This window comes from Hephaestia sp. MAHUQ-44 (genome assembly GCF_023806085.1).
GTDB lineage: Bacteria > Pseudomonadota > Alphaproteobacteria > Sphingomonadales > Sphingomonadaceae > Sphingomonas.
On the sequence record NZ_JAMSLX010000012.1, the window covers coordinates 54,574 to 68,965 of the forward strand.

The 14,392-nt window shown below is 66.3% G+C and carries 14 protein-coding genes and 1 other RNA gene; 13 read left to right on the top strand and 2 right to left on the bottom strand.

What is annotated here, in order from left to right; genetic code table 11:
• Nucleotides 1-5 precede the first annotated feature (5 nt).
• The 9 genes from nusA to pnp all read left to right on the top strand — a co-directional run bounded on the left by nusA (nt 6) and on the right by pnp (nt 10,453).
• Complete coding sequence (gene nusA / locus NFE57_RS12910; RefSeq protein ID WP_252135998.1) at nt 6-1,655, top strand: transcription termination factor NusA; 1,650 nt, start codon at nt 6-8, stop codon at nt 1,653-1,655.
• A 66-nt stretch (nt 1,656-1,721) separates the two neighbouring features.
• Entirely contained in the window at nt 1,722-2,426 is a 705-nt protein-coding gene (locus NFE57_RS12915; RefSeq protein ID WP_252135999.1) for a DUF448 domain-containing protein, read from the top strand.
• Complete coding sequence (gene infB / locus NFE57_RS12920; protein WP_252136000.1) at nt 2,427-5,048, top strand: translation initiation factor IF-2; 2,622 nt, start codon at nt 2,427-2,429, stop codon at nt 5,046-5,048.
• A gap of 119 nt (nt 5,049-5,167) precedes the next feature.
• Nucleotides 5,168-5,557 (top strand): 30S ribosome-binding factor RbfA, encoded by a 390-nt coding sequence (rbfA, locus tag NFE57_RS12925; protein ID WP_252136001.1) that lies wholly within the window; start codon nt 5,168-5,170, stop codon nt 5,555-5,557.
• 57 nt (nt 5,558-5,614) lie between these two features.
• Nucleotides 5,615-6,229, top strand: a complete 615-nt coding sequence (locus tag NFE57_RS12930) for a thymidine kinase (protein ID WP_252136033.1) — start codon at nt 5,615-5,617, stop codon at nt 6,227-6,229.
• 23 nt (nt 6,230-6,252) lie between these two features.
• A complete protein-coding gene (locus NFE57_RS12935) occupies nt 6,253-6,654 on the top strand; it encodes a hypothetical protein (RefSeq protein ID WP_252136002.1) in 402 nt (133 codons plus the stop codon).
• 42 nt (nt 6,655-6,696) lie between these two features.
• Nucleotides 6,697-7,620, top strand: coding sequence for a tRNA pseudouridine(55) synthase TruB (truB, locus tag NFE57_RS12940; protein ID WP_252136003.1), 924 nt, complete (start codon nt 6,697-6,699; stop codon nt 7,618-7,620).
• Nucleotides 7,621-7,890, top strand: coding sequence for a 30S ribosomal protein S15 (rpsO, locus tag NFE57_RS12945; RefSeq protein ID WP_252136004.1), 270 nt, complete (start codon nt 7,621-7,623; stop codon nt 7,888-7,890).
• 247 nt (nt 7,891-8,137) lie between these two features.
• Nucleotides 8,138-10,453, top strand: a complete 2,316-nt coding sequence (gene pnp / locus NFE57_RS12950) for a polyribonucleotide nucleotidyltransferase (RefSeq protein ID WP_252136005.1) — start codon at nt 8,138-8,140, stop codon at nt 10,451-10,453.
• A 397-nt stretch (nt 10,454-10,850) separates the two neighbouring features.
• Here pnp and ssrA read toward each other — a convergent pair.
• Nucleotides 10,851-11,197: a transfer-messenger RNA gene (gene ssrA, locus NFE57_RS12955) on the bottom strand.
• 55 nt (nt 11,198-11,252) lie between these two features.
• Here ssrA and NFE57_RS12960 point away from each other — a divergent pair.
• A complete protein-coding gene (locus tag NFE57_RS12960; RefSeq protein ID WP_252136034.1) occupies nt 11,253-11,684 on the top strand; it encodes an RrF2 family transcriptional regulator in 432 nt (143 codons plus the stop codon).
• Nucleotides 11,685-11,708: 24 nt separating this feature from the next.
• Here NFE57_RS12960 and mscL read toward each other — a convergent pair whose 3' ends face one another.
• A complete protein-coding gene (gene mscL / locus NFE57_RS12965) occupies nt 11,709-12,155 on the bottom strand; it encodes a large conductance mechanosensitive channel protein MscL (RefSeq protein WP_252136006.1) in 447 nt (148 codons plus the stop codon).
• A 95-nt stretch (nt 12,156-12,250) separates the two neighbouring features.
• On the opposite strand from mscL, the gene NFE57_RS12970 reads away from it, so the two are divergent.
• From NFE57_RS12970 to NFE57_RS12980, 3 genes are read left to right on the top strand one after another with little or no spacing between them, the layout of a single operon-like run.
• Nucleotides 12,251-12,844, top strand: coding sequence for a LemA family protein (locus tag NFE57_RS12970; protein ID WP_252136007.1), 594 nt, complete (start codon nt 12,251-12,253; stop codon nt 12,842-12,844).
• Nucleotides 12,845-12,881: 37 nt separating this feature from the next.
• A complete protein-coding gene (locus NFE57_RS12975; RefSeq protein ID WP_382280616.1) occupies nt 12,882-13,703 on the top strand; it encodes a TPM domain-containing protein in 822 nt (273 codons plus the stop codon).
• Nucleotides 13,704-14,384, top strand: coding sequence for a TPM domain-containing protein (locus NFE57_RS12980; protein WP_252136008.1), 681 nt, complete (start codon nt 13,704-13,706; stop codon nt 14,382-14,384).
• Nucleotides 14,385-14,392 lie beyond the last annotated feature (8 nt).

Sequence of the window (14,392 nt, forward strand, 5' to 3'; positions counted from 1 at the left end):
TCCCGATGGCCACCGCCGTTTCCGCCAACAAGGCCGAGCTGCTCGCGATCGCCGATTCGGTTGCGCGCGAAAAGCTGATCGACAAGGCGATCGTCGTCGAAGCGCTCGAGGAAGCGATCCAGCGCGCCGCCAAGACGCGCTACGGCGCCGAGAACGACATTCGCGCCAAGCTCGATCCCAATTCGGGCGACCTGCGCTTGTGGCGCGTCGTCGAAGTGGTCGAGGCGGTCGATGATTATTTCAAACAGGTCTCGGTCAAGGATGCGCAGAAGCTCCAGCCGGGCGCGGTCGTCGGCGATTATATCGTCGATCCGCTGCCCCCGATCGAGTTCGGCCGCATCCAGGCGCAGGCCTCGAAGCAGATCATCTTCCAGAAGGTCCGCGACGCCGAGCGCGAGCGCCAGTTCGAGGAATTCAAGGATCGCGTCGGCGAGATCATCACCGGCGTCGTCAAGCGCGTCGAATTCGGCCATGTCGTCGTCGATCTCGGCCGCGCCGAGGGCGTCATCCGCCGCGACGCGCAGATCCCGCGCGAGGTGGTGCGCGTCAACGATCGCATCCGCAGCCTGATCTTCAAGGTCGTGCGCGAGAATCGCGGGCCGCAGATCTTCCTTTCCCGCGCGCACCCCGACTTCATGAAGAAGCTGTTCGCGCAGGAAGTCCCCGAGATCTACGACGGCATCATCGAGATCAAGGCGGCGGCGCGCGATCCGGGCAGCCGCGCGAAGATCGGCGTCATCAGCCACGATTCGTCGATCGATCCGGTCGGCGCGTGCGTCGGCATGAAGGGCAGCCGCGTTCAGGCGGTGGTCCAGGAGATGCAGGGCGAGAAGATCGACATCATCCCCTGGTCGCCCGATACCGCGACCTTCATCGTCAACGCGCTCCAGCCCGCGAGCGTCAGCCGCGTCGTGCTCGACGAAGAGGAAGACCGCATCGAAGTCGTGGTGCCCGACGATCAGCTCAGCCTGGCGATCGGCCGTCGCGGCCAGAATGTGCGCCTCGCCTCGCAGCTCACTGGCAAGGCGATCGACATCCTGACCGAGGATGACGCGAGCGAGAAGCGCCAGCGCGAGTTCCTCGAACGCTCCGAGCTGTTCCAGCGCGAGCTCGACGTCGACGAGACGCTCGCCCAGCTCCTCGTCGCCGAGGGCTTCGGCGCGCTCGAGGAAGTCGCTTATGTCGAGCCCGGCGAAATCGCGAGCATCGAAGGCTTCGACGAGGAACTCGCCGCCGAGCTGCAGAGCCGCGCGGCCGAGGCGCTCGAACGCCGCGAGGCCGCCGCACGCGAGGAACGCAAAAGCCTCGGCGTCGAGGATGCGCTGATCGACATGCCGTATCTGACCGAGCCGATGCTCGTCACGCTCGGCAAGGCGGGCATCCGCACGCTCGACGACCTCGCCGATCTCGCGACCGACGAACTCGTCCAGAAAAAGCGCGTCGAGCCGCGCCGCCGCCAGGAAACGCGCGAGCGTACCGAGGACAAGGGCGGCGTGCTCGCCGAATACGGCCTGAGCGACGAGCAGGGCAACGAGATCATCATGGCCGCCCGCGCGCACTGGTTCGAGGACGAAGCCCCCGCCGCCGAGGCGGATGCACCGGCTGGCCCGGCATCCGACAATGGGGAGGACGCGAATGCGGAACCTTCCCAATGAGACGCTAAGGCGTAACGCGACCGCAATCGGGCCGTTTCCTACGCCTCCCTGCATCGGGAGGCGTGGATGAACGCCCCTGTCCGCAAGTGCATCCTCTCCGGCGATCGCGAGCCGCGCGGCGAGCTGATCCGACTAGCGCTCGGCCCTGACGGCCGGATATTGCCCGACGTCCGCGCCAAGGCGCCGGGGCGCGGCGCGTGGATCGGGGTGACCCGGCGCGAGCTTGAGCAAGCGATGGCCAAGGGGCGTCTGCGTGGCGCGCTGGCGCGCGCGTTCAAGACCGGCGCCCTCACCATCCCCGACGATCTGCCCGCGCGGATCGCCGATGCCCTGCACAAGACCACGCTCGATCGGCTGGGGCTCGAGGCACGCGCCGGCCATCTCGTGATCGGCAGCGAGCGGATCGAGGCCGCCGCCCGATCGGGCAAGCTCCACCTGCTGTTCCACGCCGCCGATGCGAGTGTCGACGGCAACCGCAAACTCGATTCCGCATGGCGGGTCGGCCGCGATGCCGAAGGAAGTGATTTGCGGGGGTTGGTTCTTCCGCTTGGACGCGCCATATTGTCTTTGGCCCTTGGCCGCGAAAATGTGGTACATGGCGGCCTGACCGACCCCGATGCCGCCCGGCGATTGCGCGCAACGCTCGACCGCTGGCTGTATTTTATCGGACCCGACGAACACGCGGTAACTTGCGAAACGATCTCGCAAGAGCCATCGGCGTTTGAAACAGGCGGGTCCGCACCGGCCGACGATACGACACGAGGATTTTGAGTGAGCGATACGGACAACGACAAGCCGAAACTGGGCGCCCGCGCGCCGCTGGGCCTCAAGCGCACGGTCGAGACAGGCAAGGTGAAGCAGAGCTTCAGCCATGGCCGCTCGAACACCGTGGTGGTTGAGGTCAAGCGTCGTCGCATCCTGGGCAAGCCCGGCGAGGCAGAGGCGCCGCGGGTCGAGGCCGAGGCCGAGGTCGCCCCACCGCCGCCGCCCGCTCCCAGGCCCGTACCGGTACGCCCCGCGCCATCGAACGAGACGCCGCGCGAGCGCCAGGAGCGGATGCTGCGCGAGGCCGAAGAACAGCGCATGACCGCGCTCGAGGAAGCCCGTCGTCGCGAAGATCGCGAAAAGGCCGAGGCGGCCGAGGAAGAGCAGCGCCGCATCGAGCGCAACAAGCGCGAGGCCGAAGCCAAATCGGCAGAACCCGAAGCGCCGGCCGAGCCGACGCCGCTGGCCGCGCCGGTCGCTGAAACGCCCAAGCCGACCCCCGCCCCCGCGCCGGCGCCCACCCCGGCGCCTGTCGTGCGGCGCGAGTTGCAGCTCGACGATTCGCTGCCGGCCCCGCGTCGGTTCACGCCCGTTCAGCGCCCCGAGCGCCCGCAGCCGGCCCCCGCGCGCCGGGCCGAACCCGACGTTTCGGGGCCGCCCTCGGCGAGCAAGCGGCAGGAACAACCCGCCAGCAAGCCTGCGCGGGATCAGCGCAAGGAACGTGACGATCAGCGTCGCTCCGGCAAGCTCACCGTCAACCGCGCGCTCGGTGGTGACGACGGCGCGCGCGCGCGCAGTCTCGCCGCGCTCAAGCGCGCGCGAGAGAAGGAACGCCGCAGCCATTCCGGCCCGCGCGAGGCGCAGGCCAAGCAGGTCCGCGACGTCGTCGTGCCCGAAGCGATCACCGTTCAGGAACTCGCCAATCGCATGGCCGAGAAGGGCGCCGACCTGGTGAAGGCGCTGTTCAAGATGGGCATGCCCGTCACGGTCAACCAGTCGATCGATCAGGACACCGCCGAACTGCTGGTGACCGAATTCGGCCACAACGTGAAGCGCGTGTCCGAATCGGATATCGATCTGTCGCTCGACACCGTCGATGACGCCGACGAGGCGCTCGAGCCGCGTGCCCCGGTCGTCACGATCATGGGCCATGTCGATCACGGCAAGACGAGCCTGCTCGATGCGCTGCGCGGCACCGGCGTCGCCTCGGGCGAGGCCGGCGGCATCACGCAGCATATCGGCGCCTATCAGGTGACGCTGAAGGACAAGTCGAAGATCACCTTCCTCGACACGCCGGGCCACGAGGCCTTTACCGAGATGCGCGCCCGCGGCGCGGGCATCACCGATATCGTCATCCTGGTGGTGGCGGCCGATGACGGGCTGATGCCGCAGACGATCGAGGCGATCAACCACACCAAGGCGGCCGGCGTGCCGATGATCGTGGCGATCAACAAGATCGACAAGGAAGAAGCCAATCCGCAGCGCGTGCGCGAACGTCTGCTCGAACACGAAGTGATCGTCGAGGCCATGTCGGGCGACGTGCAGGATGTCGAGGTTTCGGCGCTCAAGAAGACCGGGCTCGATCAGTTGATCGAGAAGATCCAGCTTCAGGCCGAATTGCTCGAACTCAAGGCCAATCCGAACCGCGACGCCGAAGGCACCGTGATCGAGGCCAAGCTCGACAAGGGCCGCGGGCCGGTGGCGACCGTGCTCGTCAACCGCGGCACGCTCAGGGTCGGCGACGTGTTCGTGGTCGGCGCCGAAAGCGGCAAGGTTCGCGCGCTGATCGACGACAAGGGGCGTCAGGTGAAGGAAGCCGGCCCCTCGGTGCCGGTCGAAGTGCTCGGGCTGTCGGGCGTGCCGTCGGCCGGCGATCCGCTCCAGGTCGTCGAAAACGAAGCGCGTGCCCGCGAGGTCGCCGAATATCGCCAGAGCGTGCTGCTGCAAAAGCGGACCGCGCAGGCGCCGGCGAGCCTCGAGACCATGTTCAGTGCGCTCAAGGACAAGAAGGCGATCGAATATCCGCTCGTCATCAAGGGCGATACGCAAGGCACGGTCGAGGCGATCGTGAGCAGCCTCAACAAGCTGTCGACCGACGATATCAAGGTGCGCATCCTGCACTCGGGTGTCGGCGGCATCACCGAGAGCGACGTGACGCTGGCCGGGGCCTCGGGCGCACCGATCATCGGCTTCAACGTCCGTGCCAACGCCAAGGCGCGCGAGATCGCCACGCGGCAAGGCGTCGCGCTCAAATATTACGACATCATCTACGATCTGATCGACGAGATCAGGGCCGGGATGGCGGGCGAACTCGGCCCCGAAGCGTTCGAGACGGTGGTCGGTCGCGCCGAAATCCGCGAGGTGTTCTCGGCCGGCAAGCACGGCAAGGCGGCGGGTCTGCTGGTCACCGAAGGCGCGATCCGCAAGGCCTTGAAGGCACGCATCACCCGTGAGGATGTCATCATCTATCAGGGCGAGATCGCGTCGCTCCGGCGCTTCAAGGATGATGTCGCCGAAGTCCGCGCCGGGCTCGAATGCGGTGTCACCTTCACGCAGAACTTCACCGACATCAAACCGGGCGACTTCCTCGAAACGTTCGAAGTCGAGCTGCGCGAACGGACGCTGTAGCAAACCATCGTCATGCCGGCGAACGCCGGCATCTCGCGCCGCGGGAGCGCTTTCACCATCGCTCCCGCGGCCTGAGGCTCCGGCCCGCGCCGGGGTGATGCCGTCTTGGAGGGCGCGCCATGCGAAACGAAACCCCCGAAACCCAATCGATCCGCACGCTGCGCGTCGGCGAACAGGTGCGCCACGTGCTGTCGGACATCCTCCAGCGCGGCGACGTGCATGACGAGACGCTGGCGAAGCATCTGGTGAGCATCACCGAGGTGCGCATGTCGCCCGATCTGCGCCATGCAACGGTGTTCGTAAAACCGCTGCTCGGCAAGGACGAAGCGATAGTGCTCAAGGCGCTGCGCACCAACACCGCCTATCTCCAGCGCGAGGTTGCCCACCGCGTGCAGCAGAAATACGCCGCCAGACTCAAATTCCTCGTCGACGACAGTTTCGACGAGGGCAGCCATATCGACGCGCTGCTGCGCTCGCCCAACATCGCCCGCGACCTCGGCGAGGACTGACACCCCCTCCCCCGGCGGCAATTGACCGGGGCGCGGCGCAGCGCCATGCCGATGCGCATGGCCAAGCTCTATTTCTACTACGCCTCGATGAACGCAGGGAAATCGACCACCTTGCTCCAGGCCGATTTCAACTATCGCGAGCGCGGCATGGCGACGATGCTGTTCACCGCCGCGGTCCACGATCGCGGTGGCGCAGGCGTGATCGATTCACGGATCGGCCTGTCGACTCCGGCCACGCCCTTCGCTCCCGATACCGACATCGCCGGGCTCGTCGCCGATCGTCACGCGCACGAGCGCATCGCCTGCGTGCTGATCGACGAGGCACAATTCCTCACCGCCGCGCAGGTCGCCCAGCTCGCGCACATCGCCGACGTGATGGGCATCCCCGTGCTCGCCTACGGCCTGCGCACCGATTTTCAGGGCGAGCTGTTCGAAGGCGCCGCCCGCCTGCTCGCGATCGCCGACGCGCTCATCGAACTCAAATCGGTGTGCGCGTGCGGACGCAAGGCGACGATGAACCTGCGCGTCGATGCCGAAGGGCGCGCGGTGCGCCAGGGCGCGCAGACCGAGATCGGCGGCAACGACCGGTACGTCGCGATGTGCCGGCGGCATTTCACCGAAGCGCTGGGCGCGGCCACAGCGCTCAGCACAGGTTCAGCCGAGCCCTGCTAAGAGGTGGCGCAAGGAGACCGGCAATGCGCATCCCTGCCATCGTCATCACACTCGCGGCCACCGTCGCCGCCGCCAGCGCGCTTGCTGCGCCGACGCCTGCGGAGCGCAAGATCGGCGTCGAGACCCGGATCACCTTCGCGAGCGGCGGCGGCATCCGCAACTGGCAGGCGGGCCCGCCCGAAAGCGGCATCCTCTACATGCAGGATCGCACGCTCAAATGGTACAAGGTCACGCTGTCGGGCCCGTGCATCGAGACGCGCGTCGGCCCGATGACGGTGGTCTACACCACCGACAGTACGGGCACGTTCGATACCTTTTCCCGGCTCACCTTCCCCGATTATCCCGGCCGCGTCTGCGGGGTGAAAAGCATCCGGACCAGCCTGCCCCCTGCCGGACAGCCCGGGGCCCCCAAGCCGGCGAAGTGATCGCGCTTGGGTTCGCAGGCGCGCGCCGCTAAGCCCCGCGCGATGCATGGCTGGATCATTCTCGACAAACCCGTGGGGCTGGGCTCCACCCAGGCGGTCGCCGCGGTCAAACGCGCGCTGCGCACGGGCGGCTACCCCAAGCGCAAGGTGGGGCACGGCGGCACGCTCGATCCGCTGGCGTCGGGGGTGCTCCCGATCGCGGTCGGCGAGGCCACCAAACTGGCCGGACGGATGCTCGTCAGCGACAAGATCTATGCCTTCACGATCACCTTCGGCGAAGAGACCGACTCGCTCGACGCCGAGGGCACGGTAGTCGAGACCAGTTCAATACGCCCCACGACCGCCGCGATCGAGCAGATCCTGCCGCGCTTCACCGGCGCGATCGAACAAGTGCCGCCCGCTTTCTCCGCGCTCAAGGTCGACGGCAAGCGGGCCTATGATCTGGCGCGCGCGGGCGAGGACGTGACGCTCGCGACGCGGGCGGTCACGATCCATGCCCTCACGCGCGAGGACGCCCCCGCGAGCGCGCCCGACGCGCCGGTCGATACCGTGACGCTGACCGCGCATGTCTCCAAGGGCACCTATATCCGCAGCCTCGCGCGTGACATCGCCCATGCGCTCGGAACGGTGGGTCATGTCACCATGTTGCGGCGCCTGAAGGCCGGCCCGTTCGCACTCGAACCGGCGATTTCGCTGGACAAATTGGACCAGGTCGCTATGGCCCGCGCGCTTGAGGACATCCTCCTGCCATTGAGCACGGCGCTGGACGACATCCCGGCTCTCGCGCTCACCCCCGACCAGGCAGGGTCGCTCCGTCAGGGGCGAGTCCTGGTCGGGATCGCCGCTCACGATGGCCAACACCTTGCGATTGAAGGCGGAATGCCGGTCGCTTTGGTCGAGGTTCTGAACCGCGAGGTTCGCGTCGTGCGCGGGTTCAACCTTACCCCCGATGTCGAAGGAAAGTGAATGTCGATCACGCAGGAGCGCAAGGATGCGCTCGTCAAGGAACATGGCCGCGCCGAAGGCGACACCGGCTCGACCGAAGTGCAGGTTGCGATCCTCACCGAGCGCATCCGCAACCTGACCGAGCATTTCAAGACCCATGCGAAGGACAACCATTCGCGCCGCGGCCTGCTGATGCTCGTCAACAAGCGCCGGTCGCTGCTGGATTACCTCCGTCACAAGGACGGCCAGCGCTACCTCGATCTGATCGCGAAGCTCGGGCTTCGCAAGTAACCGGGACGGCCCCTTTGAGGGGCCGTTTCATTTTTCGGGAGCGGGCAATTCGGCACCGCGCCCGATCAAAAGCTCTCCCGTTCGCCCTGAGCTTGTCGAAGGGCTGCACTTCTTCATTCGGAAGCAAGGAAGCGAGAACGGGGCTTCGACAAGCTCAGCCCGAACGGGTGTGGAGAGCATTTCGCAAGAGCCGTCAGGGCTCACACAGGCCCCGGTGGGATAGGCCCGCCGGTGTAAAGGAAATCAGATGTTCGATACGAAAACTGTAAGCATCGAGTGGGGCGGCAAGACCCTCACGCTCGAAACGGGCCGCGTTGCCCGCCAGGCCAACGGCGCGGTGCTCGCGACGCTCGGTGAAACCGTGGTGCTGTGCGCCGTCACGGCCGCCAAGTCGGTGAAGGAAGGCCAGGATTTCTTCCCGCTGACCGTGCACTATCAGGAAAAATTCTCGTCGGCCGGGCGCATCCCGGGCGGCTTCTTCAAGCGCGAGCGTGGGGCGACCGAAAAGGAGACGCTGACCAGCCGTCTGATCGACCGCCCGGTCCGCCCGCTCTTTCCCGAGGGCTTCTACAACGAGATCAACGTCATCGCCCAGGTGATGAGCTATGACGGCGAGAACGAGCCCGACATCCTGGCGATGATCGCCGCGTCGGCCGCGCTCACCATCTCGGGCGTGCCCTTCATGGGCCCGATCGCCGGCGCGCGCGTCGGCTATGTCGATGGCGAGTTCGTCCTCAACCCGACGATCGAAGAGACCAAAAGCGGCGATCTCGACCTCGTCGTCGCGGGCACCTCGAACGCCGTGATGATGGTCGAATCCGAAGCCGCCGAACTGTCGGAAGACACGATGCTCGGCGCCGTGATGTTCGCGCACCGCGCGTGCCAGCCGGTGATCGACGCGATCATCGATCTCGCCGAGCAGGCCGCCAAGGAGCCTTGGGAACTCGCGCCGCAAGCCGATGTGTCGGCGACGAAGAAGAAGCTGAAGAGCCTGATCGGCAAGGATATCGCCGCAGCCTATAAGCTGACCAACAAGTCGGCCCGTTCGGACGCGCTCAACGCGGCACGCGCCAAGGCGAAGGAGGCGTTCGCCGACGCCAGCCCGCAGGACCAGATGGCCGCGATCAAGCTCGTCAAGAAGCTCGAAGCGGAAATCGTGCGCGGCGCGATCCTCAAGGACGGCCACCGGATCGACGGGCGCAACACCAAGCAGATCCGCCCGATCGAAGGCATGGTCCGCTTCCTGCCGCGCACCCATGGTTCGGCGCTGTTCACCCGCGGCGAAACGCAGGCGATCTGCACCACCACGCTGGGCACCAAGGACAGCGAGCAGATGATCGACGGGCTGACCGGCCTGTCGTACGAGCGCTTCATGCTGCACTATAACTTCCCGCCCTATTCGGTCGGTGAAGTGGGCCGCTTCGGCGCGCCCGGCCGTCGCGAAATCGGCCATGGCAAGCTGGCGTGGCGCGCGCTGCACCGCGTGCTGCCGACGGTGGAAGAATTCCCGTATACGATCCGCGTCCTCTCCGACATCACCGAATCGAACGGCTCGTCGTCGATGGCGACGGTGTGCGGCGGTTCGCTGGCGATGATGGATGCCGGCGTGCCGCTCAAGCGGCCGGTGTCGGGCATTGCGATGGGCCTCATCCTCGAAGGCAAGGACTTTGCGGTCCTCTCCGACATCCTCGGCGACGAGGATCACCTCGGCGACATGGATTTCAAGGTCGCGGGCACCAGCGAGGGCATCACGTCCTTGCAGATGGACATCAAGATCGCCGGGATCACCGAGGAGATCATGAAGGTCGCGCTGGCGCAGGCGCATGAGGGCCGCGCGCACATCCTCGGCGAAATGGCCAAGGCGCTCGATCACACGCGCGAAGAACTCTCGGCGCACGCCCCGCGCATCGAGACGATGCAGATCGACAAGTCGAAGATTCGCGACGTCATCGGCACCGGCGGCAAGGTGATCCGCGAGATCGTCGCCACCACCGGCGCCAAGGTCGACATCGATGACGAGGGCGTGATCAAGATCTCGTCGTCCGACGTCAGCCAGATCGAGGCCGCGCGCGTCTGGATTCAGGGCATCGTCGAAGAGGCCGAAGTCGGCAAGATCTACACCGGCAAGGTCGTCAACATCGTCGATTTCGGCGCGTTCGTGAACTTCATGGGCGGCAAGGACGGCCTCGTCCACGTCTCCGAGATGAAGAACGAGCGGGTCGAAAAGCCCACCGATGTCGTCTCCGAAGGCCAGGAAGTGAAGGTCAAGGTGCTCGAGATCGATCCGCGCGGCAAGGTTCGCCTGTCGATGCGCGTCGTCGATCAGGAAACCGGCGCCGAGCTGGAAGACACCCGCCCGCCGCGCGAGCCGCGTGAGCGTGGTGACCGCGGCGATCGCGGTGGCCGGGGCGGTGATCGCGGCCCGCGCCGTGATCGCGGCCCGCGCCGCGACGACGATCGCGGCCCGCGTCGCGGTGGCGGCGGCGGACACAGCGACGGCGCCAAGGATGAGGGCGATGCCCCCGCCTTCGCGCCCGCTTTCCTGACCGGCGATCGCGACTGAGCGATCCCGACCAACCGATGAAACGGGGCCCGGCGAGCGATTGCCGGGCCCTTTTTCGTTACCCGGACCCCGCATGCTGACGGCTCGGGCAGGCGCGCTCGTGCCGCGAGCACCGGGGCGCCGACGCCGGCGTCCGGGGCTGTCCTACAGGCCGTGTTCTGGGATAGAATGCTGCCGCTCTTTCTCATCGGCAGCCGACAGTGGATCGATTCCGGCGTACCGGGCGGGACCGGCCGCGACAGGTGCCAGACTGTCAACTTTGTCAACTTCGCGGTCGGCAAGACCATGTTTTGCGGCGCGGCCTCGGGAATGGAGATGCCACGCTCTCTCGGGGTCCCGGCGCGCGATCATGTCATAAGTCCAGGGGGTTCTGTTGCCCGGCCCCCCTGGCGGCCGCTGGAATCGCTTCTGTTGCCCGGTGCGGTCCAACCGCGCTTTCGTCGTTCTAACCTAGACCGTGAGGTCTTGGGTTAGGCCGCAATTGCGAGCGCCTCGTTATCGTTGGCACTTGTGTTATGGGCCGTCGCGGTGGTCCCATTCCGGGTGAAAACAGCGCTTTTCAACACACGTCGATCCTGGTTCGGCCCCGTCAGGTGGCTCCGCGAGCAGGAGGAGCCATCTGGTGGAGCCGCCGGGTACTGCCCCCGGGTCCGCTGCGCCTATTGTACGCCGCAGTTTATCACCATAGCCGACCCGAAAGCCGACACGGCTCATATAGGCGGCCGACGCGCGAAAGAAAAGGCGTCCCGACTGGGCGTCACGCCCTTGAAGCGCCATAATGCGGGCGCATAGCCCGATCATGTTGACGCAGCGTTCCCGTTATGCGCTCCGCGCGATGCTCTATCTTGCCCAAGCACCCGTAGGCGGCCCACCGATCGCGATGCACCGCATCGCCACCCACGCCAATGTGCCGCGCAAGTTTCTCGAACTGATCCTTGCCGACCTGCGCGACGCCGGGCTGCTCGTCAGCCGGCGCGGCAAATTGGGCGGCTATTACCTGTCCAAGCCCACCCATCTGGTGTCGCTGGGCGAGATCATCCGCGTGATCGAAGGCCCGCTCGCGCTGGTACCGTGCGTCAGCCGCACCGCGTACAAGCGCTGCAAGGATTGCGAGGACGAAGCCACGTGCGCGATCCGCCATGCGATGATGCGCGTACGCGACGAAACCGCGCGCATCCTCGACGGCACCAGCCTTGCGGATGCCACCGCCGAGGATCTGGCGGCGGCCTGACGCGCAGGCCGTCGGCCACCCCCCTTATTTTTCCCCGCGCTGGGCCTTCAGCTCATCGCGGATTTCGCGCAACAGCACGATATCGGCGGCTTCCGCCTCGGGTGCGGGGTTCTGCGCGTCGAAGCGCGCCATCATCTTGTTCGCCGACCGGACGAGCATGAAGATGATGAACGCCAGGATCAGGAAGTTGATCACCACGGTGATGAACTCGCCATAACCGAGCAACGGCACCCCCGCTTCCTTGAGCGCGGCATAATTGGTGGCCGAACCGGCATAATTCTCGGGGATCGGCCCGAGGCGGATGAAATAGCTCGAAAAGTCGAACCCGCCGAACAACCAGCCGACCACCGGCATGATCAGATCGTCGGTCAACGACTTGGTGATGGTCGCAAAAGCGCCGCCGATAATCACCGCGATGGCGAGATCAAGCACGTTGCCGCGCATGACGAAGGCTTTGAATTCGTTAAACATCCCTGAAATCTCCCTGGGCGCGCACCGATTTCGGTTTCGCCTTCTATCCTGCTTCGCCTAGAATGAGGAGACAAGGGACTAGAGGAACAAAACGCATGAAATACCGTGCCCCGATCATGATCGCCGCCGCGATGACCGTGAGCGCCTGCGGAATCAATTCGGTCCCCACCGCCGAAGAGAATGTCAACGCGCGCTGGGCCGACGTCCAGGCCGATTACCAGCGCCGCGCCAACCTGATCCCCAACCTCGTCAACACGGTGAAAGCCTCGGTCGCCGCCGAGGACAAGATCCTGACCGACGTGATCAGCGCGCGCGCCAAGGCGACCGCAATCCAGGTCAATGCCGACGATCTCTCCGACCCCGCCAAGATGCAGCAATTCGCGGCCGCACAGGGCCAGTTGGGTGGCACGCTGAGCCGCCTGCTCGCGACCGTCGAGGCCTATCCCGAGATCAAGAGCCAGACCAATTTCCCGACGCTGATGAGCCAGCTCGAAGGCACCGAGAACCGCATCACGATCGCGATCCGCGACTATAACAGCGCGGTGCAGGAGTATAACACCCGCATCCGCACCTTCCCCGACGCGGTCGGCGCCAAGATCTTCTACGGCGCCAAGGCCAAGGTGCCCTATCAGGCGACGACGCCGGGCGCCGAAAACGCACCGACGGTCGATTTCGGGAACATGAACTGATCGCTATCGCGCCTTTCCTCGTTTCGGAGGCTCGTTGATGATCGCCCGCGAAATGAACCGCTTCAACCGCGCATGGATGCCCGCTTTGCTGCTGTTGCTGGCGATGGCGCTGGCGGTGCCCGCGTTCGCCCAGACCTTCCCCGCGCTCTCGGGCCGGGTGGTCGATGCCGCCGATCTGCTCGATCCCGCGCAGGAAGCGCAACTCACCCAGCTTTCCGAACAGATCGAACAGGCCTCGTCGCGGCAGTTCGTGGTCGCGACGGTGCTCGATCTCCAAGGCTATCCGATCGAGGATTACGGCTACAAGCTCGGCCGCGACTGGAAGATCGGGCAGGCGGGCGCCAATAACGGCATTCTCCTGCTGGTCGCGCCCAACGAGCGCAAGGTGCGGATCGAGGTCGGCTATGGGCTCGAACCGATCATGACCGACGCGCTGTCGAGCATCATCATCAACCAGACGATCCTGCCCCGATTCCGCGACGGCGACATGGCAGGGGGGATCATCGCCGGCGCCGGTGCGATCGGCGAACAGATGAAGCTGCCGCTCGAAGCCGCCGAGCAGCGTGCGCAGCAAGTGGCGAGCGAGAACAAGCAAAGCGATGACGGCGGCCTGTTCGTTGGAATCTTCTGGTTGTGCGTGCTGGGCTTCGTCATCCTGCGCCTGGTCGCGCGCCGTGGCCACGGACGGCGCTATCGCCGCGGGCTCGGCCCCGTGGTGCTGTGGGGGTCGGGATCGGGCGGCGACTGGGGCGGCGGCTCGAGTGGCGGGTCAGGCTGGGGCGGCTTTTCCGGTGGCGGCGGTGGCTTTTCGGGCGGCGGCGGCTCGTTTGGGGGCGGTGGCGCCTCGGGGGGCTGGTAGATGCGCATCTCCCGCCTGACCGAGGCCGAGCATAGCCGCGTCACCGATGCGGTACGCGACGCCGAACACGGTACCGATGGTGAGATCGTGACGATCGTGACCGCGCGGTCGGACGAGTATCACGATATCGCGCTCCATTATGCGGTCGGCGCCATGTTGCTGGTGGTCGCGGGCACGGCCTTGTGCCCCGGCGCGATCGACGCCGCCATCGCCCGGCTTTCGGGCGGCTGGGCGGGCGATCCCGTGCCGTGGCGCAGCTTCGTTGCGCTGATGGTGGCCGAGGCGATCGTTTTCCTCGTCGTGCGCTCTGCGCTGGTCTGGATGCCGCTGCGGATGGCGCTGACCCCCAAGGCCGTGCGCGCGCGGCGGGTGCGGCGGCGCGCGATCGACTATTTCAGGGTCGGTGCCGAGCGGCGGACGACCGCACGAGTCGGCATCCTGCTCTATCTGTCGCTCGACGAGCACAATGCCGAGATCATCGCCGACGAGGCGATCCACCGCCAAGTCCCCGCCGAGCGCTGGGGCGACGCGATGGCAGCGCTGGTCGATGAGGTCCGTGCCGGGCGGCCCGGCGAGGGCATGGCGGCAGCGGTAACCCAGATCGGCATGCTCCTCGCCGAGACCTTCCCCAAGACCGAGGCCGACACCAACGAACTTCCCGACCGGCTGATCGAATTGTGAGCGGCACG

Excerpts from the sequence above, each read along its gene's own strand:
- nusA (WP_252135998.1), top strand. The coding sequence starts at position 6 with ATGGCCACCGCCGTTTCCGCCAACAAGGCCGAGCTGCTCGCGATCGCC.
- NFE57_RS12915 (WP_252135999.1), top strand. The coding sequence starts at position 1,722 with ATGAACGCCCCTGTCCGCAAGTGCATCCTCTCCGGCGATCGCGAGCCG.
- rbfA (WP_252136001.1), top strand. The coding sequence starts at position 5,168 with ATGCGAAACGAAACCCCCGAAACCCAATCGATCCGCACGCTGCGCGTC.
- NFE57_RS12930 (WP_252136033.1), top strand. The coding sequence starts at position 5,615 with ATGGCCAAGCTCTATTTCTACTACGCCTCGATGAACGCAGGGAAATCG.
- NFE57_RS12935 (WP_252136002.1), top strand. The coding sequence starts at position 6,253 with ATGCGCATCCCTGCCATCGTCATCACACTCGCGGCCACCGTCGCCGCC.
- truB (WP_252136003.1), top strand. The coding sequence starts at position 6,697 with ATGCATGGCTGGATCATTCTCGACAAACCCGTGGGGCTGGGCTCCACC.
- rpsO (WP_252136004.1), top strand. The coding sequence starts at position 7,621 with ATGTCGATCACGCAGGAGCGCAAGGATGCGCTCGTCAAGGAACATGGC.
- pnp (WP_252136005.1), top strand. The coding sequence starts at position 8,138 with ATGTTCGATACGAAAACTGTAAGCATCGAGTGGGGCGGCAAGACCCTC.
- NFE57_RS12960 (WP_252136034.1), top strand. The coding sequence starts at position 11,253 with ATGTTGACGCAGCGTTCCCGTTATGCGCTCCGCGCGATGCTCTATCTT.
- mscL (WP_252136006.1), bottom strand. The coding sequence starts at position 12,155 with ATGTTTAACGAATTCAAAGCCTTCGTCATGCGCGGCAACGTGCTTGAT.
- NFE57_RS12970 (WP_252136007.1), top strand. The coding sequence starts at position 12,251 with ATGAAATACCGTGCCCCGATCATGATCGCCGCCGCGATGACCGTGAGC.
- NFE57_RS12975 (WP_382280616.1), top strand. The coding sequence starts at position 12,882 with ATGATCGCCCGCGAAATGAACCGCTTCAACCGCGCATGGATGCCCGCT.
- NFE57_RS12980 (WP_252136008.1), top strand. The coding sequence starts at position 13,704 with ATGCGCATCTCCCGCCTGACCGAGGCCGAGCATAGCCGCGTCACCGAT.